Genomic DNA, 24,093 nt, shown 5'->3' with positions numbered 1-24,093 from the left:
ATTCTTCTAATGTTGAAATTGTATATTGCAATAAAGGTAAATAAAAGATACCACAAAAGCTATTCCAGCTCCCATAAATACTTCTTTTACCGTATGCCTTTTTAAAATAATTCTGGTGAGCCCTACCAGGCTGGCAATCCCAAGCCATAAAAGACCCATTCCCCAATCTAAAGTAAAAAATAATGCAGCTACAAATATATTAAATGCAGTATGCATAGAACTTTTAATGAAAAAATTGCTGATCTGAAGGGCAAAAAGCAGGATTAAAATAAAAAGCATCACCAGATCGATATATCCATTTCTAATGTAATTGAAAACAAGATAAATGATAACACATGCTGCTATAAATACATAAAGTGTCTTTCTCTGAACCCGGTTAGATACATCCATATTGGTATACCTGCCAGTTTTTACATTCCATACCAGCCAGATAACAACCGGCGCAATAATCATTAATAGTAAAGGAAGAAAATAAAGAAGGGATTCTTTAAAAGTATATTCCCTGATGCTCATATACACAAAAAAAATAACCAGAGAAACCAACGGATTGAAGAAATCTGAGATGACTTTTGAGATATTGTGGAGAAGCGAAGATTTTTTTTTCTTCCATATTTCAGTTTAAAAGCCAAATATAAGATTATAAGCCCAAAAAACAAATGAAGGTCGGAAGATGATGTCGTTTTTAGGATGCTGAAAATATAGATAAGTGTGGATGATCTTTGCTAAATCAAATATTTATTATGTTTTTGTTGAAAATAATACGCGTTATTTCCAAAAATATTTAATTTTAATTACTTCTGTTTTCAAAGAGAAAAGGAGTGGTTTAGCGTTGACTATTTTTAAAATATGAAATGAGCAAAGCTCAAAGGATTCATCAATTAATACCAATTACTTAATATAATGAAACAGTTATTTATACTACTCCTGTTTGTTCTGGGTGGTTTTGTTTTCGCACAAACTTATTCTTCAAAAGATTCATCGCCGGCATTACCTCCTGTTCATCAGTTGATGAATTTATGAAATTCCAAAAGTAAACAAACAAGTCTTCTTGGACCGATTTAGAGATCATGCATTAAGAATTATGATTTAATATCGTTTCCATCTGGGAGTCTGAATTTGAAGGAAAAACAGAGTTTGTCTATCTGCTGCAATGGAAAGATGAAAATACAATGACACTGGCATGGCAAAGCTTTATGGCGGATAAAGAATGGAAAGAAATCAAGCTTCAAACGTCAAAATTACACGGTGATTTTGTGAATAATATTGAAGACCGAACTTTAAAACTTACTGATTTTTCACCCAAAAAGGAGCTGTTGAAATAACCAAAAGACATGTTAACAATAATTAAAGATGAAGAGAGAAGGAGAACAAAACGTTATATTTTATTGATGCCTCATTTTGTTGATTGTTTTCGGGAAACTACACAGATAGGCTGATTTCTCAGATATTGCAATAAGAAAATAAAAGTCAAAATGCTGTTGCATCTGCCTTCACAAGGGTCGAAAATTAAGAATAATCCGTTCCGCCTGCAAGTAGATTTTAGAGAAAAAACGAAAAGTTACTTATGCATACAATAAAAACAAAGTTTTTTTCATAATTTTGCTCAACTATTTCATCATAAAAAAGCAAGAGCTAACACATGAAAGAATTTTCTAAAGAGGTATACCTGAAGTGGTATGAAGATATGACAATGTGGAGAAGGTTTGAAGACAAATGCCGTTCTCTTTACCTAAAACAAAAGATCAGAGGATTTTTACATTTGTATAATGGCCAGGAAGCAATCCCTGCCGGATTTACACATGCAATGGATCTTACAAAAGACAGTATGATTACTGCTTACAGATGTCACATCCATCCAATGGCGATGGGAGTAGACCCTAAGAGAATCATGGCTGAACTTTGTGGTAAAGCTACAGGTACATCCGGAGGTATGGGTGGATCTATGCACATTTTCAGCAAAGAGCACCGTTTCTACGGAGGTCATGGTATTGTTGGAGGACAAATTCCTTTGGGAGCAGGTATTGCTTTTGCAGATAAATATTTTGACAGAAAAGCTGTAAACATCTGTTTCTTCGGAGATGGTGCTGCAAGACAAGGTTCATTACATGAAACATTCAACATGGCGATGAACTGGAAACTTCCTGTAGTATTTGTGGTAGAAAACAACCAATATGCAATGGGAACATCTGTAAAAAGAACAGCTAACCACGAAGATATCTATAAACTAGGATTAGGATACGAAATGCCTTGTCTTGCTGTAGATGCAATGGACCCTGTAAAAGTAGCTGAAGCAGCTTATGAAGCTATCGAAAGAGCAAGAAGAGGAGACGGACCAACATTTATTGAAGCAAGAACTTACCGTTACAGAGGACACTCTATGTCTGATGCTGAGCCTTACAGATCTAAGGAAGAAGTAGCTGTTCATAAGAATGATGACCCAATCGAATTGGTAAAACACAGAATTCTTGAAAACGGATGGGCTACAGAAGCTGAATTGGAAACTATGGATAACAAATCAAGAGATTTCGTTGAAGAGTGTATCGAATTCATGGAGAACTCTCCATATCCGGATGCTGAGAAAATCTATGAGTATGTGTATGCTCAGGAAGATTATCCATTCTTAGACAAATTAGAAAACTAAAAAATAAAAATTAATTTGAAATTTGAAGTTTGAAATTTCTGAAATCTCAAATCTCAAATCTCGAATCTCAAATCAATATAGATTATGGCAGAAGTAATTACGATGCCCCGCCTTTCCGACACTATGACGGAAGGTAAAGTGGCGAAATGGCATAAAAAAGTAGGAGATAAAGTAAAGGAAGGAGATATTTTAGCTGAAATTGAAACTGACAAAGCAGTTCAGGATTTCGAATCTGAAATAGAAGGTACCCTTTTATACGTTGGTGTAGAAGAAGGTGCTGCAGCTGCTGTAGATTCAGTTTTAGCAATTATCGGTAATGAAGGAGAAGATATTTCAGGACTAACAGGTGGGGCTGCTGCTCCGGCTGCAGGTGCTGAAGAAAAAAAATCAGAAGAACAGCCTAAAGCAGAAGCTGTGGAAACTGCTTCCGCAGAAGTTCCTGCAGGAGTAGAAATTATTACAATGCCAAGACTTTCTGATACAATGACAGAAGGTAAGGTTGCTAAATGGCACAAAAATGTTGGAGATACAGTAAAAGAAGGTGATCTTCTTGCTGAAATTGAAACAGATAAAGCAGTGCAGGATTTCGAATCTGAATTCAATGGAGTATTATTGAAGCAAGGTGTAGAAGAAGGTGGCGCTGCTCCGGTTGACTCTGTATTGGCTATTATTGGCCCTGCAGGAACAGACGTTTCAGCAGTAGGAGCTCCTAAAGCTGCTGCTCCGGCATCAGAAAAACCAGCTGAACAAAAAGCAGAAGCTAAAACTGAGGAAAAAGCTGCTCCGGCTGCTAACACTTCATCTTCTGATAGAGTGGCCATTTCTCCATTAGCTAAGAAAATGGCTCAGGATAAAGGAGTTGACATCAACAGTGTTCAAGGTTCTGGTGAAAACGGAAGAATCGTTAAAAAAGATATTGAAAATTACCAGCCAGCTGCAAAACCAGCTGCTTCAGCTCCGGCTGCAAGTGCTGCTGCTCAGGTTGCGGTAAGTTTCGTACAGGGAGAAGATACAGAGACTCCAAACTCACAGGTAAGAAACGTTATCGCGAAACGTCTTTCTGAAAGTAAATTCTCCGCTCCGCACTATTATCTAATGGTTGAAATCAACATGGATAAAGCGATTGAAGCGAGAAAAGAGATCAATTCTATTCCTGATACGAAGATTTCATTCAATGATATGATCATTAAAGCAACAGCCATTGCTTTAAGAAAACACCCGCAGGTAAATTCAAGCTGGGCAGGTGATAAGATCATTCACAGAGGAAATATCAACGTTGGAGTAGCGGTAGCTATTCCTGACGGATTGGTAGTTCCTGTATTGAAAAATACAGATCAGATGTCTTACACTCAGATCTCTGCGGCTGTAAAAGATATGGCATCAAGAGCTAAGAACAAAGGTCTTAAGGCTAACGAAATGGAAGGATCTACATTCTCTATTTCTAACCTTGGAATGTTCGGAATTGAGACATTTACAAGTATCATCAACCAGCCTAACTCTGCTATCCTTTCAGTAGGAGCTATTATCGAGAAACCAATCGTTAAGAATGGTCAGATTGTAGTAGGAAACACAATGAAACTTTCATTAGCATGTGACCACAGAGTAGTAGATGGTGCTACAGGTGCACAATTCTTACAAACGCTAAGAACTTATTTAGAAAATCCATTAACTTTGTTACTGTAATTTCTAGAATAAAAATAATGAAACCTCCCCATCGGGAGGTTTTTTTGTTTTAAAAACAATATTGTTGATATAATCTGTTGTAAAATCGACAATATGTTACTATTTTTGAATCATGATTAAAGCGAGAAATATCCATAAATCTTATGGGAATTTAGAAGTACTGAAAGGAGTTGATATTCACATCAAAGTAGGGGAAGTAGTTTCTATTGTAGGGGAATCTGGTGCAGGTAAATCAACATTGTTGCAGATTTTAGGAACGTTGGATCATCCTACTCAGTCTGGGAAATATGATACTGAAATTGAGATTGCAGGAGAGTCATTTATCAACATGACTGATAAACAGTTATCAAAATTCAGAAATCAGAATATTGGTTTTGTATTTCAGTTTCACCAGCTGCTTCCGGAGTTTACTGCTTTGGAAAATGTACTGCTTCCTACTAAAATTGCAGGCGCTAATGAAAGAGAAGCTCTTGAAAAAGCCTATGCTTTATTTGAAGACCTTAAGATAGAACAACGACTGAATCATAAACCCAATCAGCTTTCCGGTGGAGAAGCGCAAAGGGTAGCCGTTGCAAGAGCTTTAATCAATTCACCGAAAATTATCTTTGCTGATGAGCCTACGGGAAACCTGGATTCAAAAAATGCGGATGACCTTCACAGGCTGTTTTTTGATCTTAGAGATAAGTATAATCAAACCTTTGTGATTGTTACCCACAACCCGAATCTTGCTGAAATTACCGATCGTAAGCTCGTGATGAAAGATGGGATGATTATAGAATAAATTTTTAACACACCTGATGAAACACTTTATCTTTCTTTTGATACTTTTAGTTTCCTGCTCAAAAGCTAAATCGCAGCAGGCAGAGGTGTTGGGAGTGCCCCAATCCAAAATTTTAGAAATTAAAAGTTTTATTAAAGATAAAGCCTATAATCAGGACCTTGCCATTTTTATTAATTTTAAAATCCCATCAGGAAAATATCGTTATTTTATTTACGACCTGAAAAATAATAAAATAGTACAAAAGGCTATTGTTGCTCATGGTTCAGGATCTGTAATTTCAGGATCAACAGCTTTGAAATTCAGTAATATTGAAGGTTCTTATCAATCTTCTCTTGGAAAATATGCGATTGGAGGAAGCTATATGGGGCAATTTGGAAAAGCTTACCGCTTAAAAGGGCTGGATTCTACAAACGATAATGCCATCCAAAGAGCTATTGTTCTTCATTCTTTTAGCAGTGTTCCCGATGTAGAGTCTGAACAACCAGCATGTTTGAGTCTGGGCTGTCCAATGCTTTCCATCAAAGCTTTTAAAGAAACAGCAAAATATATAGACCAATCAGAGAAACCAATTATCCTATATACTTTCTACTAATCTATAATTTATAACTTATTCCATGTCCTTAAAATTTCTGGCAGAAGACGATAGACCACGGGAGAAGTTCTTGCAAAAAGGTAAGAATGCACTTTCCGATTCTGAGCTTCTAGCCATTATTATGGGAAGTGGCAACAGGGAAGAGAGTGTGGTAGAACTGGCTAGAAAAATTTTAGCATCTGTAAACAATAGTTGGCATCAGCTAAGTTTGCTTTCTGTTCAAGACCTGATGAAATTTAAAGGGATAGGCGAGGCTAAAGCTATTTCTATTATTACAGCTTTAGAAATCGGGAGAAGAAGAGCAGGACAGGAAATCCCGGAACGTTCTGTTATTGGGAACAGCAATGATGCCTATTCAATCCTGAGAAATCAGCTGTCGGATCTACGAACTGAAGAATTTTGGGCTATTTTTCTTAATAACAGCAATAAAGTAATATACACTTCACAACTGACACAAGGCGGAATCAGCCAGTCTATTGTAGATGTAAGAGTTCTGTTTCGAACTGCCCTTGAACATTTTTCAACAGGAGTGATAGTTGCCCACAATCATCCTTCAGGAAGCCTGAAGCCAAGCAAAGAAGATATTACTATTACACAAAAAATAAAAGAAGCTGGAAAAGTATTGAATATTCAGCTTTTAGACCATATTATCATTACACAAAATTCATATTTTAGTTTTTCGGACACAGGAATATTATGATTAGAAGATTGAAATACCATGAAATTGATTTTGTAAAATATTCTCAATGTTTAGAAAATTCTGAGCAAAGAAAATACTCTGCTACAAAAGACTTTTTAGACACTACAGCTCCTAAACAATGGGAAATACTCGTATATAATGACTATGAAGCTGTAATGCCTGTTCCTTTTGTGAAAAAATATGGAGTGAAAATCGTTCATAATCCTAAACTTTGCCAGCAATTGGGCATTTTTTCGGGTAAAGATGATGTCAACCTTAATGAACAGTTTCTATCCTACCTGGAAAACCACTATCTGATAAGAGCTTATCCTTTTAATGACGGGAATCAGCTTCACACAAAATTCAGAATGAAGAAAAACTTTCTCATTTATCCTGATGCTTATGAGAAAGTATATGCCAGATATTCTCCTAAAAGAAAGCGCAAACTAAGATTGGATGAAGAAGTTTTGGAGCATTCAGAAGTAAGAACTGTTTCTTATGATGAAGTGAAACCTTTTATAGAATCCAATATAGTAGGATTGAGTAAAGAAGATGATCTGGCTGGTTTTATGGAGATTTATGAAACATCTTATCAGTTAAAATATTTAAGTTTCTTAGCTTTTTATTATCATGGTAAAATGATCAATGCTATTGCTACATACTCAGATTGCAATATGGTTGCACTTTTGGGAAATTTCAGTGATAAAGAATATGTAAAATTATCCGGGGCTTCTCTATTGATTGACAGGAAAATTAAAGAAACAATTGAGACTCATATTTTTGACTTTGAAGGAGGAGATATTCCAAATATTGAAGAGTTTTTCAGAGGATTCCGCCCAGAGCTGAAGCCTTATGGAATCATAGAACGTTCCAAGAAAGAGCTGTTTAAAAAATTAGGATCATTACTTTTAAAAGGAAGGATTTTTTAATGATTAAAAGTATTGTTTAGATTGGTTCTAATTTAGTATAATTTCTTACCTTTATAAAACTATAATAACCGTTATGTTAGAACAAATTCGTCATTATAAATTATCTTATATGCTTTATAATTTCTTTAAAAAAAGTAAATTAAAGCATAATATTCCACTATATAAAAAGTACGGGATCAACAAAAGTTACTTTTCGAGTATTTCAAGTAAAGATTTTGCTCATCTTCCTCAGACAGAAAGGAGTATTGCTGAAGATAAACTGTCATCCACTGCTTTTTTTAACAATTTATCAGAAGAAAATAAAGAAAGTGCTCTTCGTTATGATGACAACGGGTATATGATCCTGAGAAATTTTATCAGCCCGGAAACCGCAGAAAATATCAATATTGAGATTGAAAAGCTGATGAAAGACGGAACTTTAAAATTCCGTTATGGTGGAAAACTCATGTTTGCTATTCATCATTCTGAAATTATTAGAAATATCGGCAACGATAAAAACCTGCTGGAGTTTCTGTCTGTTTTATTAGATGGCAAAGCGAAACTATTTCAAAGTATCAATTTTATAAATGGAAGCCAGCAGAAAACCCATTCAGATAGTATTCACATGACAACATTCCCATTGGGAGGGCTTTTAGGAGTCTGGATTGCTTTGGAAGATGTGGATGAGAATAATGGAGCATTACATTATATTCCGGGAAGTCATAAATTACCCTATTTCCTCAACTCAGACTATGATAATGAAGGAACAGCTTTAAAAATAGGGAAGAAGAGTTATAAAGCTTACGAAGAGTTTCTGGAAGATAAGGTCAAAGAATTGGGATTGAAAAAGAAGTTTTTAGAGCTAAAAAAGGAGATATGCTGATCTGGCATGCCAATATTCTTCACGGCGGAGAGCCGCATACTGATAAAAACAGAACCCGAAAAAGCCTGGTATACCACTTTTTTGATGAAAACAGTGTTTGCTACCATGAAGTTACACAAAGACCTGCATTATTTGAACTGTAATATCAGAAAATATTAGTAATTTTGCAGTCATAAAATTATGACGAGTCTTTCAGGATATTTACCCTATGCATTTGCATTGATTATTGCAATTCCTTTTCTGGTTTTGCTGAGACAATTTGTACACTCGTATATTACTCTTAAAAACCAGGAACTCAAATTACTTACCGTGAAGTCGAATTCAGAGAATAAAGCCCATTCTTACGAGAGAATGACTTTGTTTCTGGACAGAATAAAGCCTTCTAACCTGATTCAGCGATTTGATAAAGGATTGGCGGTTCATGAGTTTATTTTCCTTACCGAAAAAGCCATCAATGAAGAGTTTGAATACAATTCTTCTCAACAGCTTTATGTAACAAAGAACTCTTGGAAAAATATCGTAGACTCTAAAAATGCCATTTTAGATCTTCTTCATAAGACCTATGACGGATTGAAAGGTGAAGTGAAGTTGGATGAGTTCAAAACCATCTTCATCATGAACTATATGGAAAGCAATGATTATGTTGCTGAAACAATAGAGGATTTAAGAAAAGAAATTTTAATAATAACTTAAAAAATAACAGATAAATAATGATTCCAAATTTTAAAGCACATCCATGGCACGGAATTTCTGCAGGAGAAGATGCGCCAAATGTTGTAAATGTATTTGTGGAGATTGTTCCTTCAGATACTATTAAATATGAAGTAGATAAAGAAACAGGATATTTAAAAGTAGACAGGCCTCAGAAATTCTCTAACATCATTCCAGCTTTATATGGTTTTGTTCCAAGAACATATTGTGATAAAGAAGTAATGAGATTAGCAGTAGAATCTGGAGCTAATGATGTGACAATGGGAGATCATGACCCGCTTGATATTTGTGTTTTAAGTTCTCACAATATCCACGCTGGAGGTTTATTGATGGAAGCTATTCCAATTGGAGGTTTTAAAATGATCGATGGTGGTGAAGCAGATGATAAAATTGTAGCTGTAATGATTAATGACCATGCTTTCGGACACTTCAGAGATATTACTGAGTTGCCAGAAGCAGAAGTAAGAAGATTGATGCACTATTTCCTAACTTATAAAAACTTACCGGATGAGCCTGCAAAATGCAGAATTCAGGAAGTGTACGGTGCTGAGCATGCAAGAAAAGTGATTAAAGCTTCTCAAACAGATTATGCAGATAAATTCGGAGGATAAGCATCTCTGATGTAATAATACAAAAAGGATAAATGGGAAACTGTTTATCCTTTTTTTTTTAAATAGGAATCTGGAGGCTGGAAAAAGCAAGTTATTGAAGTGTTTAATATAAAAGACTAACCCCACTTTGATATTTTTACTACTTAAAGCGAAGCTTTCCTTAATGCTTTTAAAACCTCAATAAACCTTAATGGTTTAAAAATTGAAATCATTTTCAAGCGTGATTCCATAAGCTTTTGTATCAATTTTCAATCTGCAATATTTTCTGAAAAACGATCAGTGATAGATAAGATTCTTTTGTGTGGTAATGAAAAGTCCATGTTTTTTTTAATGCTTTGGTGATAATTATTTATTATATTTATTTTTATATTACCAAAAAAATATTAAACTATGGATCTATTTATGTTAGTACCAATTTTTGGTGTCATCGCTTTGCTCTATACATTTCTTCAAAGCAACTGGGTGAGTAAACAGAATGCCGGAAATGAAAAGATGAAAACAATCAGCGGCCATATTGCTGATGGTGCCATGGCCTTCTTAAAAGCCGAATATAAAGTCTTAGCCTATTTTGTCGTCATTGTGGCCATTCTTTTGGCTGTAATGGGATCAAGCAATGCCAATTCTCACTGGAGTATAGGGCTTGCCTTTGTGGTGGGTGCTATTTTTTCTGCTACAGCTGGTTTTATAGGGATGAAAATCGCAACCAAAGCCAATGTAAGGACTGCGGAGGCCGCAAGAACTTCCTTATCTAAAGCACTTAAAGTTTCTTTTACGGGAGGTTCCGTTATGGGAATGGGAGTTGCAGGACTTGCTGTATTGGGATTAGGAGCCCTGTTTTTAATCATTAAACAGATTTTTGCACCGGAAGCTGCCGTAGATTCCCATGAAATGGAAACAACCATAGAAATTCTTACCGGATTTTCCCTTGGCGCAGAATCTATTGCTCTTTTTGCAAGAGTTGGCGGTGGTATTTATACAAAAGCAGCTGATGTTGGTGCTGACTTAGTGGGAAAAGTAGAGGCTGGAATCCCAGAGGATGACCCAAGAAACCCGGCAACCATTGCAGACAATGTAGGTGACAATGTAGGAGATGTGGCAGGGATGGGAGCAGACCTTTTCGGATCTTATGTAGCGACTGTATTGGCAACAATGGTATTGGGAAGAGAAACCATTTCTGATGATTCATTTGGAGGTTTTGCGCCGATTCTTCTACCTATGCTGATTGCAGGAACAGGGATTATCTTTTCAATGATAGGAACTTTATTTGTAAAAATCAATGATAATGAAGGTTCATCTACTTCCAGTGTACAAAATGCCTTGAATTTAGGAAACTGGGGCAGTATTGTGATTACAGCAATAGCCTCTTATTTTCTAGTAACATATCTTCTTCCTGAAAAAATGATCCTAAGAGGCCATGAATTTACCAAAATGGGTGTATTTGGGGCCATCATGGTAGGGTTGGTTGTAGGAACCCTGATGAGTATTATCACAGAATATTATACTGCTATGGGCAAGAGACCGGTTTCCAGTATTGTGAGACAGTCTTCAACCGGACATGCTACCAATATTATCGGTGGACTTTCTGTCGGAATGGAATCAACATTACTTCCGATCATTGTATTGGCAGGAGGAATCTATGGCTCTTATCTATGTGCCGGATTGTATGGTGTAGCGATTGCGGCCGCCGGAATGATGGCTACTACAGCGATGCAGTTAGCAATCGATGCTTTTGGTCCAATTGCAGATAACGCCGGAGGTATTGCTGAGATGAGTGAGCTTCCTAAAGAAGTTCGTGAAAAAACAGATATTCTGGATGCTGTAGGAAATACAACCGCTGCTACAGGAAAAGGATTTGCTATCGCTTCTGCAGCATTAACGGCATTAGCACTGTTTGCAGCTTTTGTTGGAATCGCAGGTATTGATGGTATTGATATCTACAGAGCAGATGTTCTGGCAGGTCTATTCGTGGGCGGAATGATTCCGTTTATATTCTCTTCATTAGCCATTACCGCTGTTGGACAGGCTGCTATGGCCATGGTAGAAGAAGTAAGAAGACAATTCCGTGAGATTCCAGGAATCTTAGAAGGTAAAGCCCAGCCAGAATACGAAAAATGTGTAGCGATTTCTACCGATGCATCCATCCGAAAAATGATGCTGCCAGGAGCTATTGCCATTATTTCACCATTATTAATTGGGTTCATCTTTGGGCCTGAGGTGCTGGGAGGTTTCCTTGCAGGAGCTACGGTAAGTGGTGTATTAATGGGGATGTTTCAGAATAACGCTGGAGGGGCTTGGGATAATGCTAAAAAATCATTTGAAAAAGGAGTTGATATCAATGGCCAGACCTACTACAAAGGTTCAGAACCTCATAAAGCTTCTGTAACAGGAGATACAGTAGGAGATCCGTTTAAAGATACTTCAGGCCCGTCAATGAATATTCTGATTAAGCTGATGTCGATTGTTTCATTAGTAATTGCACCTACTTTAGCAGTGATACATAAAGATAAAATTGAAGCTAATAGAAAGGCGAAAATTGAAAGTTTAACAGGAATTTCAGGAGTTGCTGCAACTTCTTCAGACCTTAAAGTGCCGGTTGTTACAGGGGAAGTGAAAGGCCATCTTAATGAAAGCGGAGACTTTGTATACGAAACCGGAAATCTGCAAAAAATAAAACTGAAAGGTGGAAAAACAATAGAATTAGGTGAAACCAGCCAGCTATATCAGTTGTATAATTCAGTCAATCAAAAAGATAAGGCGATCATGGATCCTAATAAATGGTATACCATTGAAAATCTGTATTTTGAAACAGGGTCAAGTGATCTGAAAGCAGGATATGAGTTGCAGCTGAATAATCTGGCAGAAATTCTGAATGCTTATCCTGATCTGAAAATAAAATTAGGCGGCTATACTGACAATAGTGGTAATGAAGAAAGCAATCAGAAATTATCTAATCTGAGAGCACAAACAGCAAAACTTAAGCTGTTGGAACTAGGAGTATCGGCTGATAGGATAGAAGCAGAAGGATATGGTTCCCAGCATCCGATTTGTGAAGCCAATGACACTGAAGAATGTAAAGCAAAAAACAGAAGAATTGATGTGAGGGTTCTGGCTCTCTAAAGTCAATATAGATAATAGTAAAGCACCACATTGGCGGTGCTTTATTTTTTTAGATAAAGATTTAAGTCACTACAATCTATATTCGTGGCAAAATATATAGTGTCCTTACTGAGAATCCTTGTATCCCTGGGATATGTTCAACCTAAAAAAGCTGGTTTATTATAGATTTTTTTTAAGATGTTCCAGCGCCCGGATGATCACTTCATCCTTCTTGGCAAAGCTGAATCGTATATAATCTGAATTCTGTCTGGAGTTATAAAAAGCGGAGAGCGGGAGGCAGGCTACTTTTTTATCAATGGTGAGCCATTTTGAAAATTCTACATCAGTCATGGTTTTGGAAACATTTCTGAAATTGACAATCTGAAAAACACTACCCTCAGCTTCTTGCTCAATGTGTAATGGGGTTTCCTTCAGTAATTCATTGAAAATATCCCGTTTTCTCTGCATTATTCTTTTGTTTTCACAAGGGTCAAATACTTCCAGATACTTGGCCAGGGCATATTGAGCAGGAGCATTGGCACTGTAGGAAATATATTGCTGATACTTCCTGAATAAAGCTGTAAGGTCTTCTGAAGCGAGCATATAACTTACTTTCCACCCTGAAGTATGAAACATCTTTCCGAATGAAAAAATACAGAATGTCCTGTTTCTAAGCTCTGCATGAATAAATGAACTGTAATGCTCTGCTTCATCATAGCAATAAGTATCATAGATCTCTTCTGAAATCAAATAAATTTCCTGATGGTTTATTAATTCATACAATTGTTTCCAATCATCCTTATTCCAGATTTTTCCGGTAGGGTTTTGTGGTGAATTGATGATAATAGCTTTGGTTTTTTCAGAAATACAGGATTTAAACTGATCCCAATTGACGGTGAAGTCGTGACTCAGGTCGTAATAAACAGGAATGCCTCCATTCATCACAACGGAAGGGGCATAAGTATAATAAGAAGGCTGGATAATAATGACTTCATCTCCTTGATTTAAAATAGATTTAAGTGCAGTATGTAAAGCAAAGGTTGCGCAGGGTATAACGGTTACTTCATTTACTTGTAAAGAAATATTGTTTTTCCGTTTGCTATTAAAAAGAATGATATTTTCAATTAATAAAGGATTTCCGGCAAGAGGTTCATAATGATGGGTACCTAGATTTGCGGCTTCTTTTAAAAAAAAATTAAGACGTTCATCAATATCAAAATCCGGCAGGCCCAATGAAAGATCAAAGCTTCCATGCTTTAAGGCGAGTTCAGACATTTCTGTGAAAAATGAATAATGAGTAAATCTATCAATTTCTTTCATCTATTTTGTATTTTAATCAAAAATAATAAAAAATTGATATCGTATATAATATATGTTTTTAAATATATTAATTTTAATGATTGTTTTTTCAATGTTTTATATGCTCAATGAGTTTGAATAATCACTCATATGTATCGGAAAGCCGATGATACCTCTATATGCTCTTTTTTCTGTGTTTCAGATTCAATAAAAATTATTATTTTTAAGAAATTTATTCTGTATGAAAAAACTACTTATACCGCTAATTGCCCTTGCCATGATGACGAGCTGCGGAACAGCACAAGTTGCTGATGGCCCATCTACAAAACGCACGGCTGAGAAACCAGATAAAGCGTTTATGAATGCTTACAAAATGATTAAAGCCGATGAGTTAAAGAAAAATCTGTATGTGATTGCCTCAGACGAAATGGAAGGGAGAGATACAGGGAGCAAAGGCCAGAAAAAAGCGGGTGAGTATATGGTCAATTATTATAAAAACTTAGGAATTTCTTATCCCAAAGCCTTAGGTTCTTATTATCAGAAAGTTCCTTCGGATTTTATGAAAAAAAGAGGCGGGGGTAATCTTCCGGACTCAGAAAATATCCTGGCTTTTATAGAAGGAAGTGAAAAACCTGAGGAAATTGTAGTGGTTTCTGCACATTATGACCATGTGGGAACCAAAAATGGAGTCGTATACAATGGTGCTGATGATGACGGAAGTGGGACTGTTGCTGTAATGGAGATGGCCAAAGCTTTCCAGGAAGCTAAAAAAGCTGGGAATGGTCCTAAAAGATCTGTTTTGTTTCTTCATGTAACCGGAGAGGAACATGGTTTATTTGGTTCAGAATATTATACGGATAATCCTGTTTTTCCACTCGCTAATACTGTTGTGGACCTTAATATTGATATGATCGGACGTGATGATCCGGATAACAGAGGAAAACAATATGTGTATGTGATAGGTTCTGATATGCTAAGCTCCCAGCTTAAGGTAATTAATGAAGAAGCTAACAGAAAGACCAATAATTTAGAGCTGAATTATAAATATGACGATCTTAATGATCCTCAACAGCTATATTATCGTTCAGATCACTATAACTTTGCCAAAAATAATGTTCCGGTAGCATTCTTCTTTGACGGAATTCATGAAGACTATCACAAACCTACAGATGACCCTGAAAAGATTGATTATAAACTTTTGGAGAAAAGAACACAACTTGTTTTTACTACGGCTTGGGACATTGCTAACAGAGCAGAAAGAATTGTGGTAGATAAAAAATAAAGATACCTGTTTAAACTAACATACAGAGGTGCAGGATTTCACGCATTCAAATTTTTAAGGGAAAAAAATCTTTCTTACATGATTTGAAAAATGTGTTTTTTGCACCTTTGTCTTATTCAATACTCAATTTTACCTATGAATATAATCATTCGTGAAGCCAGATTAGAAGATATTCCCCAAATTCAGGTGGTAAGAAACTCAGTGAAAGAAAATATCTTATCTAATCCCGCGCTGGTTACAGACAAGGATTGTGAATGGTTTATGTTTGAAAGGGGAAAAGGCTGGGTAGGTGAAGCAGATGGCCGTATTGTAGGCTTTTCGATTGTTGATTTGCAAGAAAATAATATCTGGGCATTATTTGTACATCCTGATTTCGAAAACAAAAAGGTTGGAAGAAAGCTCCATGACATCATGCTTGATTGGTATTTTGAACAGACCAAAAGCAATATTTGGCTTGGGACCTCGCCTCAGACAAAGGCAGAAACTTTTTATCGGAAATCAGGCTGGCAGGAGATCGGAATGCATGGGAAAAATGAGATTAAGTTTGAGATGACCTATGACCACTGGAAAAATAAATAGGATGAGAACATCATTGAAATCCATCAGACCTTTGAGATAAGCAGAAACTTTTATAAAGATTTGGGATTTGAAGAAATCTTCCTTGAACCTAAACTCTCATTGTTTAAACGGAAAGAAATAGGGTTTTATCTTCAGGACTATTATACTAAAGATTGGGTTGATAATATTATGGTTTTCATGGAAGTCGCAATACAGAAGAATTCTGGAAAGAACTTTTAACTTTAGGTCTTACGGATAAATATAAAAATGTAAAACTCACTCCCGCAAGAACAATGGATTGGGGCAAAGAATGTTTTGTACATGATCCCTCCGGAATTTTATGGCATTGTGGGGAGCTTTTTTTAAGACTTTATATCTAACGATTGGGAACATTTGATAACAGATTTATATCCAAATTAGTTCTTTAGACTTTTGTTTGCGATCAATATATACTTTATCTTGGCTGTTTAATTTTTTAAACAAAATGATTTACGCTTTTGATACTTACTATTATGAAGATTATGCCAATACCGTGTGTATTGGATTTGAAGACTGGACCTCCGATCGGGAGTTAGAAATCTTTACAGAGCAGACGCCCATTACTTCAGAATATGAAAGTGGAGCCTTTTACAAAAGAGAATTGCCGTGTATTTTGAGTTTACTTAATAAGATTGTGGTAAAACAAGGAGATATAATCATTGTAGATGGCTATGTCACTCTTGATAATGAAGGAAAAATTGGTCTCGGTGGATATCTTTATGAAGCTTTACAGGAGAAATATCCAATAGTAGGAATTGCAAAAAATGAATTTACGACACCCGATTCTCAAAGAAGAAGTGTACTCCGTGGTGATAGTAAAACCCCTCTTTTTGTGACTGCAAAAGGAATTGATGTAGAACAGGTTAAGCTAAATGTGGAACATATGCATGGTCCTTACAGGATTCCTACCTTATTGAAAAAACTGGATCAACTCAGCAGAATATAAAATATAGGTCTTACTTTTATGAGTAAGATTTTTTTTATTTATTAATATACTGATCGGTATATTTTATTATATTTGTAAGTCTATCCGCTTTGAAAATAGAAGCGGTAAATTTTTAATCAAAAACATACCGATTGGTATATTTTAAAATAAATAAAACTATGAAAGAAGCATTTATCATTGCAGCAAAAAGAACACCTATTGGTGGTTTTATGGGAAGTTTGTCAGGCTTTACTGCTCCGCAGCTTGGGGCTATAGCTATACAGAAAGCTTATGAAGGTGTAGGAATTTCCCCAGAGAATATAGACAGTGTATACATGGGAAATGTATTAAGTGCAGGAGTAGGACAGTCACCGGCAAGACAGGCTGCTATTTTTTCAAACATTCCTGTAGATAAAGATGCTGCTACAGTGAATAAAGTATGTGCTTCCGGAATGAAGGCCGCCATCATCGGGACACAACAGATCCAGCTCGGACTGGAGCATCTTGTTATGACGGGGGGAATGGAAAGTATGAGCAATGTACCGCATTATCAATATCTTCGAAAAGGTCAGAAACTAGGTAATACTATTTCTACAGATGGCTTGATTAAAGATGGTCTGTGGGATGTGTACCACGATTTTCACATGGGGAGTGCTGCAGAGTTAGGAGTAAAAAAATATGGTTTAACAAGGCAGCAATTGGATGATTATGCATTAATGTCTTACAAAAGAGCTCAGGAAGCAGCTGCTGGGAACAAATTCAGTGCAGAATTATTCAGCATCTCAATAGAAGGAAAAAAAGGAAGTGTAACGATGGATAGAGATGAGGATATAGATAAGCTTATTCCTGAAAAGATCTCTCTGCTAAAACCGGCTTTTGAGGATGATGGGATGCTCACTGCTGCCAATTCAAGCAATCTGAATGATGGCGCTGCTGCAATCCTGATTGGCTCTTCAGAGGCTCTCCAAGAATTTAATCTTAAACCATTAGCTAAAATTATTACGTATGCGGATGCCGCTCAATCTCCTGAGTGGTTTACAACCTCTCCATCAGTTGCCATTCAAAAAGTACTGAAAATCGCAGGACTCAGCCTTTCTGATATTGATTACTTTGAAATCAATGAAGCCTATTCTTCTGTAATTCTATCCAATCAGCAGATCCTTGGGTATGATCTAGATAAAGTAAATGTGTATGGCGGTGCTGTGGCATTAGGGCATCCAATTGGGGCTTCGGGAGCCAGGATTATGGCGACCTTAGTGAATGTGCTGCGCCAGGAAAGGGGAAGATATGGTATTGCAGCCATTTGTAATGGTGGTGGAGGGGCTTCAGCAATTCTTATTGAAAATCTGAATTAAATACATAATTTTATACCATAGAAAGACCGCTAAAAGAATTCAGGGACTACACTCCATTAAAAAGATCAGATATGAAACAGGAAAGTGAAGGATTGTTAGGAAAAATAGATCATTACTGGAAAATGATTCCGACTCATCATACACTGTCTTATTCTGTAGATAAAGAGAGTTTTGATAATAGAACGGTTAAAATTTTAACACTCAGTAAGCACCATCAAAACTGGAAACGTATTTTTGAATGTCCTGACCTTGAGGAAATACATTTGGATAATCCCAGCCAGGAACAGCTTCAAGCAATGAATGAACTTAAATGGCTTAAAAGATTAAGATTAAAATCTTTTCGGGCTAAAGATATTGGCTTTATCCGTTCTCTGATAGGTTTAGAAGAAGTTTCATTGGAATATGTTTCCGGCTTTTCAGACCTTTCTCCATTGCAAAGTCTTCCTAATTTGAAAGCGCTGCATCTTGAAAATCTCCGGAAGGTTTCCTGCTTTGAAGGACTGCAAGGAATTAAAAATCTAAAATACCTTCATATTAGCGGAACTTTAGACTGGAAACAACCTATTGAAAATTTCACATTTCTAGAAGAGCTTCCGGAACTTGAAGTCCTCAGTTTTATGTCTTTTACTCTTAAAGCTCCGTTTCCAGCTTTTACATCTGTTTTAGGACTTAAAAAGCTTGTGGAGGTAAGAATACCAAGAGAAACATTAGATACAGCAGAATATGCTTTTTTAGAGGTTGCTATACCTAACATAATAAAAGGATTTGAAAATGAAACTTTCTGGCCATTGTATATTAATAAAGATTACACAGATCAGGGGTATGTAAGTTTACTTGGAAAAGGAGAGGGTAGAATAAAGCTTAATCATCCTGATACTGAAGAGAAATTAGAGGCTTACATGAAAAAATTTGAATATCATAAGAAAATTGCCAGAGAAATCATTCGAAGTCAATAATGATTCAAACTTATTGATAATTATGTGATTAATCTTACTTTCATTGTTTATTTTTTAATGTTTTAAAGATAAATATCTTTAAACTGATAAATATAATTATGTTCTTATTTTTATTGATTCTAAATAAATATAAATTTGTCTCCATAAAAATTAAGAATTCTATGAAAAAAATAACTACTCTTTCTTTTGTCATATTATGTGGGCTTGCCAAAGCTCAATATTGTACTCCTACGTTTCAGTATGGGGCAGGAAGTAATATGATAAGCAATGTTACCTTTGGAAGTATCAACAATAATTCATCTACCAATTCTTCCACCACACAGGAATATGAAGATTTTACTTCATTGTCAACTGATGTGGCGGCAGGAAATGCATATCCAATATCAATAAAAGGGCCGTCAAGTACTTTCCCCAGTGATGTAATGGTTTATATCGATTTTAATGGAAATGGCAGCTTCGATGATGCAGGGGAAAGCTTTTATATAGGAAGGCTGGAGGCAGCTAATCCGGCCAATGCCTTTACTATTGATAATACCATTACAATTCCGGCTAATGTGGCGGGCGGCAGTAAGAGAATGAGAGTTCTTAAAAATACAAATGTCCCTGCGTATTCGGATTCAAGTGCTCCGAACTCTATTTCTTCCGCTTGTGATTCGGGATTAAGAGCCGGACAGACAGAAGATTATATGGTGAACATCCAAGGGGGTGCACCTGCTTTTCCTTTTCCTTATTGTGGATCTGAAGGGATAACAAGCCTTACGGTCAGTGAAATAACTAAGGTGGAGTTTGCGGGACTTACTAATGAAAGTTCAATTGATGGAAGCTCACCGGTAATTGAAGATTTTACAAGTACTGTTTTTAATGTCAGCCGAGGAAACGGATATCCAATTACGGTAACCGGAGGAACTCATGGGCAAACAACCGTTTCTGCCTACGCTTATATCGACTTTAACCATAATAATCAGTTTGATGCTGATGAAAAGTTTAATCTGGGATATCTGGACAATTCAAATCTGGTTTCGGGTCATGAATCAGGAGTGACTTCAGAAACCATTACTATTCCAGCTAATACATTACTAGGAAATACACGTTTCAGGTTAGTAAAAGCATATGAATCCAGTTCATGGATGGGAACGCTGGAAAATCTACCCTGTCCTTCAGGTTGGGTTATTGGCCAGGCAGAAGATTATACCATCAATATACAGCCGGAAAGTCTTTCTACAACAGAGGTTTCTAAGGATAAATCTATAGAAGTGAAAATATATCCCAATCCAACTTCCGGAAATGTAACGATCAAAATGAAAGATAGGCTGGAGAAATATGAAGTGTATAACATTTCAGGACAAAAGCTTTCAGAAGGAAATTCCGATACTGTGAATATGAACAGCTTTGTTCCGGGAACTTACCTGATTAAAATCCAGACAAAAGATAAAAAAATGATTACCGAAAAAGTAATTAAAAAGTAAAACACATATCTAATCATATCCATATCAATTTTTGTTTTTTACCGGCAGATTATATCTGTCGGTTTTGTTTTATATCGCTGACAATAAATATGTTGTATCGTTAAAGTATTGAGTAAAATCAGGGTGGTTTTAAACCGGTTCCATCAAATAATTTAATCCTTTATTTCTGCTCTAAAATATCCAGAAGGTCATGCTTTGAAAGCCCCTTGAACTTTGTTCCTTCTGTTTTAAGAAGGTTTTGAGCCAATAATGTTTTCTTTTTCTGTAGAGTAAGGATTTTCTCTTCCACCGTATTGGAGCAGATCATACGCACGGCAATCACATTTTTAGTTTGTCCGATACGGTAACTTCGGTCAATTGCTTGGTTTTCAGCAGCAGGGTTCCACCATGGGTCAATCAAATAAATATAATCGGCCTGGGTAAGATTAAGGCCTATACCACCAGCTTTTAAACTTATTAAAAATACACGAATGTCTTCATTTTCCTGAAAATTGGCTACTTTTTTACCTCTTTCCTTCGTTTGTCCGGTGAGATATTCAAAAGGAATTCCATGACTCTCCAGTTCAGGCTTCAATAGATCCAGCATTCCAACAAATTGTGAGAATACAAGGATTTTATGGTCTTTTGATTTTCCAAGAATCTGCTCCATCAGAATCTCAATTTTTACTGCATGTTCTCCGGAATAGCCTTCTTTAATCAATACAGGAGAATTACAGATTTGTCTGAGTCTTGTAAGCCCGGTAAGAACGTGCATACTGTTTTTATTAAGGTCATCGTCATCATTGGCCGCAATGAATTCACGAAGCTCTTTTTCATAAGCATCATAGATCCTGCGCTGTTCAGCATTCATTTCACAATAAATAACCGTTTCTGTTTTCTCCGGAAGTTCTTTGGCTACTTGTTTCTTCGTTCTGCGAAGGATAAATGGTTTTATCTTCTGCTGAAGTTCCATAGCCCGTTTATTGTACTCAAACTTATCAATAGGAATAGCATAAATATCTTTGAAAGACTGTTTACTGCCCAATAAGCCGGGGCATGCAAAAGAAAGCTGGCTGTAAAGATCAAAAGTACTGTTTTCAACAGGAGTACCCGTTAAAACAATTCTGTTTCTGGCCTGGAGAAGCCTTGCTGCTTTATATCTTTCAGAATTAGGGTTCTTGATGGTCTGAGATTCATCAAGGAAAATATAATTGAAATTAAAGGTCTTCAGGAAGCGGATATCAGAAAGCAGCATTCCGTAGGTGGTCAGCACCACTTCGTAATCAGAAAAGTGAGTAGTCACTTTCTGCCGATCCGGGCCATAATGTACTAAAACCTTTATGGAAGGGGCAAACTTGCTGATTTCTTCCTGCCAGTTGAAAAGAAGAGAAGTAGGAACGACTACAAGATTTGTAGTGTGCCCTCGGTTTTCCCTTTGAGAAAGAATAAATGCAATGATCTGAAGTGTTTTTCCCAGTCCCATATCATCAGCAAGGCATCCGCCGAAGTTGAACCCATCCAGAAAATTAAGCCAATTTAATCCCTCGTGCTGATAATCTCTTAATTCAGCCTTTAATTCAGCCGGAATATTGACCTGAGGAATATTTTTATGGGCTGCAAACTGAGTGGAATATGTGGTGATCTCATTCTGAACCTCTGTACTCAATACTTCTTTTTCAAAAAGAGAAGAGACTTCAGTAAAGTTGATTTTCGGAATTCTTAATAATTCTTCATCAATTTCGCCAACTTGAAAATAAGCCGCAATTTTGTCCATCCATTCTTCAGGGAGAATGCCCAGGCTGCCGTCATCCAGCTGAACGAATTTACTTTTATTGCGAATGGTTCTGTGAAGCTGTTTCAAAGTAGTTTCTTTTGCCCAAACCCTACTTTTAATTTTGCATTAAACCAATCCAGCCCACTCGTAATCTGAATATTAATTTTGGCGCGGTGAGGGTTTAGCTTATTGTTTTTCAGGTCGTTAAAACCTAAAATGACAATACCTTCATTCCGCCATACTTCAAAAGCATTCAGGAACCAATTGTTATCAAGGAATTTTTCCCTGTGAAGATAGAAATACTGGTAACCATCCATCTGTTCTTCAAAGTCAGGATGCTGCTGCATCACCAAAGAGGTAAAGCGTGCTTCTGCGGCATCATTTCTTTCTATCTTGAAAGGGTTTCCATTCTGATCGGTATCAAAAATCTGCTTTCTGGAATATACAGGAACTTCCACCTGACCATATTTCATGACAGGGGTAATACCAATATAATTTTCCTGCTGACGAAGATAAATTACTCTTTCTATCTGAAAATTCTTTTCTTCAAGCTGTACTTTCGTTGCGGTTTGTATGTAGCTGTAATTTATATTAATATGTTCTTCAAGGTTGGATAAAATTTGCTTCATGAAACCCTCGTATTTCGAAGAATGGATCAGTAATATTTCATTGTTAGCTTTGAAAAACTTGATGATCCTGAGCATGTCAGGATGGTCTATGAGACTGAATGTGTTGTTGTTATATATAAAATACTCATTTCTTAAAATTATATTTTTAAAAGGAACCAGCAAGTCATTTAAAAGTAATTCTCCAGTTATTTCAAAAAATGGATCTTTCTTAAATACAGATAGTTGGATGTTTGTATTTAAAGTATTAAGTGTAACTTGTGTCAGCGATTTTGCAGACATCGTTTCAGCGATTTCACGATCATGATAATACACATCTAGGCCGAGGGGATTCTTTACAATCAGTTTTAGAGCTTCCATTTCAGAAGCATTATACTCTTCATTGTAATTGTTTTGAAAAGAAGAAATAGCCGTATAGAATTTTATATCCAGAGGTTTTTCAGCTTTCCAAATCAATTGCATGGCATCGACAGCAGTAACAGGATTTTTAAGCTTTCCGGTTTGTGTAATTTCGGCTTCCATGAGAGAGAACACCAGATGATTGTAGTAACGGTGTTTACCAATGGCCAGTATTTGTTTCTTTCCAGTTTCCTGTACTGCCAGTTCATCTAGTTTAGACAGAACCTGAGGCAGAAGGTCTCTCTGAAACATCTGCTCATCCATAGTAAGCATTTCTTTGATCCTGGGTAGAATTTCCAATTTCCCTTCTGTCAGTTCCAGTTGAAAATAGTGATCGAGATCCGGTTCATTTTCTAAGCCATAACCTTTGGCCTTAGATAAGAATGTTTTTTTACGTAGAATATCATCAAAGAAAATCCGGTATTTCTTTTCTTCCAGAATACAATGGATGATTTCTGCCTGGTGAGCACAAAGCTGAGGCTTAGAATTGTCGCAAGTACAACTACAAATCAATGAATGATGTATACGACTTATAGTTACTATGGGAAAATCATGTAGTGAAGATTCTTTTGTAAAGATTCCCATATTATTTTCAATGGTGACAGGATATACTTCATGAAAATCAGTGATTTCCACAAACGAACTTTCTGTTGTATGCTTTAACAAGTCGTATACGGAAAGTGTACTGATATTGATGTTTTCAAGAATATATTCTGCCATAAAAATTGATCCGAGCAAACTTACAAAAAAACGATAAAATGAAAGAATAATTGAGGCTTTCATACCCTATAAAATATTTTCAATATAAGCGGTTAGGAAAGTCTATGATTATTAAATTAATGCTATCCAT

22 protein-coding genes are annotated in these 24,093 nt (G+C 36.2%); 18 read left to right on the top strand and 4 right to left on the bottom strand.

Annotation, left to right across the window (positions count from 1 at the left end; genetic code table 11):
• Positions 1 to 6: 6 nt before the first annotated feature.
• Positions 7 to 513, bottom strand: a complete 507-nt coding sequence (locus H5J24_RS11440; protein ID WP_232816314.1) for a phosphatase PAP2 family protein — start codon at positions 511 to 513, stop codon at positions 7 to 9.
• A gap of 578 nt (positions 514 to 1,091) precedes the next feature.
• Between H5J24_RS11440 and H5J24_RS11435 the strand changes: the two genes are divergently transcribed.
• The 12 genes from H5J24_RS11435 to H5J24_RS11380 all read left to right on the top strand — a co-directional run bounded on the left by H5J24_RS11435 (position 1,092) and on the right by H5J24_RS11380 (position 12,606).
• Positions 1,092 to 1,322, top strand: a complete 231-nt coding sequence (locus H5J24_RS11435; RefSeq protein WP_317228586.1) for an NIPSNAP family protein — start codon at positions 1,092 to 1,094, stop codon at positions 1,320 to 1,322.
• Between the two features lie 317 nt (positions 1,323 to 1,639).
• On the top strand, positions 1,640 to 2,641 hold the full coding sequence (pdhA, locus tag H5J24_RS11430) for a pyruvate dehydrogenase (acetyl-transferring) E1 component subunit alpha (RefSeq protein WP_068943086.1): 1,002 nt from the start codon (positions 1,640 to 1,642) through the stop codon (positions 2,639 to 2,641).
• Positions 2,642 to 2,725: 84 nt separating this feature from the next.
• Positions 2,726 to 4,324 (top strand): dihydrolipoyl dehydrogenase family protein, encoded by a 1,599-nt coding sequence (locus H5J24_RS11425; protein ID WP_068943087.1) that lies wholly within the window; start codon positions 2,726 to 2,728, stop codon positions 4,322 to 4,324.
• A 112-nt stretch (positions 4,325 to 4,436) separates the two neighbouring features.
• A complete protein-coding gene (locus H5J24_RS11420) occupies positions 4,437 to 5,105 on the top strand; it encodes an ABC transporter ATP-binding protein (protein WP_068943088.1) in 669 nt (222 codons plus the stop codon).
• Between the two features lie 16 nt (positions 5,106 to 5,121).
• Positions 5,122 to 5,697 (top strand): murein L,D-transpeptidase catalytic domain-containing protein, encoded by a 576-nt coding sequence (locus tag H5J24_RS11415; RefSeq protein WP_068943089.1) that lies wholly within the window; start codon positions 5,122 to 5,124, stop codon positions 5,695 to 5,697.
• 22 nt (positions 5,698 to 5,719) lie between these two features.
• Complete coding sequence (gene radC, locus H5J24_RS11410) at positions 5,720 to 6,397, top strand: RadC family protein (RefSeq protein WP_068943090.1); 678 nt, start codon at positions 5,720 to 5,722, stop codon at positions 6,395 to 6,397.
• Complete coding sequence (locus tag H5J24_RS11405) at positions 6,394 to 7,305, top strand: hypothetical protein (RefSeq protein WP_082811188.1); 912 nt, start codon at positions 6,394 to 6,396, stop codon at positions 7,303 to 7,305. Before radC ends, H5J24_RS11405 begins: the two co-directional genes overlap by 4 nt.
• Positions 7,306 to 7,378: 73 nt before the next feature.
• A complete protein-coding gene (locus H5J24_RS11400) occupies positions 7,379 to 8,167 on the top strand; it encodes a phytanoyl-CoA dioxygenase family protein (RefSeq protein WP_232816313.1) in 789 nt (262 codons plus the stop codon).
• On the top strand, positions 8,161 to 8,310 hold the full coding sequence (locus tag H5J24_RS11395; RefSeq protein WP_232816312.1) for a hypothetical protein: 150 nt from the start codon (positions 8,161 to 8,163) through the stop codon (positions 8,308 to 8,310). Before H5J24_RS11400 ends, H5J24_RS11395 begins: the two co-directional genes overlap by 7 nt.
• A 37-nt stretch (positions 8,311 to 8,347) precedes the next feature.
• The gene (locus H5J24_RS11390; RefSeq protein WP_068943093.1) at positions 8,348 to 8,860 is read left to right on the top strand and encodes a DUF7935 family protein; all 513 of its coding nucleotides are present in this window, start codon (positions 8,348 to 8,350) and stop codon (positions 8,858 to 8,860) included.
• 17 nt (positions 8,861 to 8,877) lie between these two features.
• Complete coding sequence (locus tag H5J24_RS11385) at positions 8,878 to 9,489, top strand: inorganic pyrophosphatase (RefSeq protein WP_068943094.1); 612 nt, start codon at positions 8,878 to 8,880, stop codon at positions 9,487 to 9,489.
• Positions 9,490 to 9,879: 390 nt separating this feature from the next.
• Positions 9,880 to 12,606 (top strand): sodium-translocating pyrophosphatase, encoded by a 2,727-nt coding sequence (locus H5J24_RS11380; RefSeq protein WP_068943095.1) that lies wholly within the window; start codon positions 9,880 to 9,882, stop codon positions 12,604 to 12,606.
• Positions 12,607 to 12,765: 159 nt separating this feature from the next.
• Here the strand turns inward: H5J24_RS11380 and H5J24_RS11375 are convergent, their stop codons facing one another.
• The gene (locus H5J24_RS11375; RefSeq protein ID WP_068943096.1) at positions 12,766 to 13,905 is read right to left on the bottom strand and encodes an aminotransferase class I/II-fold pyridoxal phosphate-dependent enzyme; all 1,140 of its coding nucleotides are present in this window, start codon (positions 13,903 to 13,905) and stop codon (positions 12,766 to 12,768) included.
• A gap of 220 nt (positions 13,906 to 14,125) precedes the next feature.
• On the opposite strand from H5J24_RS11375, the gene H5J24_RS11370 reads away from it, so the two are divergent.
• The 6 genes from H5J24_RS11370 (at position 14,126) to H5J24_RS11345 (ending at position 20,465) form a co-directional block, all read left to right on the top strand.
• The gene (locus H5J24_RS11370) at positions 14,126 to 15,166 is read left to right on the top strand and encodes a M28 family metallopeptidase (protein ID WP_068943097.1); all 1,041 of its coding nucleotides are present in this window, start codon (positions 14,126 to 14,128) and stop codon (positions 15,164 to 15,166) included.
• Positions 15,167 to 15,301: 135 nt separating this feature from the next.
• Positions 15,302 to 15,745 (top strand): GNAT family N-acetyltransferase, encoded by a 444-nt coding sequence (locus tag H5J24_RS11365; protein ID WP_228407621.1) that lies wholly within the window; start codon positions 15,302 to 15,304, stop codon positions 15,743 to 15,745.
• A 463-nt stretch (positions 15,746 to 16,208) separates the two neighbouring features.
• Positions 16,209 to 16,709 carry an endonuclease V gene (locus H5J24_RS11360; RefSeq protein ID WP_068943098.1) on the top strand — a complete coding sequence of 167 codons (501 nt, stop codon included), beginning with the start codon at positions 16,209 to 16,211 and terminating at the stop codon, positions 16,707 to 16,709.
• A gap of 158 nt (positions 16,710 to 16,867) precedes the next feature.
• Positions 16,868 to 18,043, top strand: coding sequence for an acetyl-CoA C-acyltransferase (locus H5J24_RS11355; protein WP_068943099.1), 1,176 nt, complete (start codon positions 16,868 to 16,870; stop codon positions 18,041 to 18,043).
• Between the two features lie 71 nt (positions 18,044 to 18,114).
• A complete protein-coding gene (locus tag H5J24_RS11350; protein ID WP_082811189.1) occupies positions 18,115 to 18,999 on the top strand; it encodes a leucine-rich repeat domain-containing protein in 885 nt (294 codons plus the stop codon).
• A 161-nt stretch (positions 19,000 to 19,160) separates the two neighbouring features.
• The gene (locus H5J24_RS11345; RefSeq protein ID WP_068943100.1) at positions 19,161 to 20,465 is read left to right on the top strand and encodes a T9SS type A sorting domain-containing protein; all 1,305 of its coding nucleotides are present in this window, start codon (positions 19,161 to 19,163) and stop codon (positions 20,463 to 20,465) included.
• 160 nt (positions 20,466 to 20,625) lie between these two features.
• Here H5J24_RS11345 and H5J24_RS11340 read toward each other — a convergent pair whose 3' ends face one another.
• Both H5J24_RS11340 and H5J24_RS11335 read right to left on the bottom strand, forming a co-directional pair.
• Positions 20,626 to 22,305 carry a DEAD/DEAH box helicase gene (locus H5J24_RS11340; RefSeq protein WP_232816311.1) on the bottom strand — a complete coding sequence of 560 codons (1,680 nt, stop codon included), beginning with the start codon at positions 22,303 to 22,305 and terminating at the stop codon, positions 20,626 to 20,628.
• The gene (locus H5J24_RS11335; protein WP_232816310.1) at positions 22,302 to 23,963 is read right to left on the bottom strand and encodes a hypothetical protein; all 1,662 of its coding nucleotides are present in this window, start codon (positions 23,961 to 23,963) and stop codon (positions 22,302 to 22,304) included. Before H5J24_RS11335 ends, H5J24_RS11340 begins: the two co-directional genes overlap by 4 nt.
• Positions 23,964 to 24,093: the final 130 nt, after the last annotated feature.

It is taken from the genome of Chryseobacterium capnotolerans (assembly GCF_021278965.1).
Classification (GTDB): Bacteria; Bacteroidota; Bacteroidia; order Flavobacteriales; family Weeksellaceae; genus Chryseobacterium; species Chryseobacterium capnotolerans.
The sequence above is the reverse complement of the archived record's forward strand: the minus strand, read 5'-3'. Positions and strand labels throughout refer to the sequence as shown.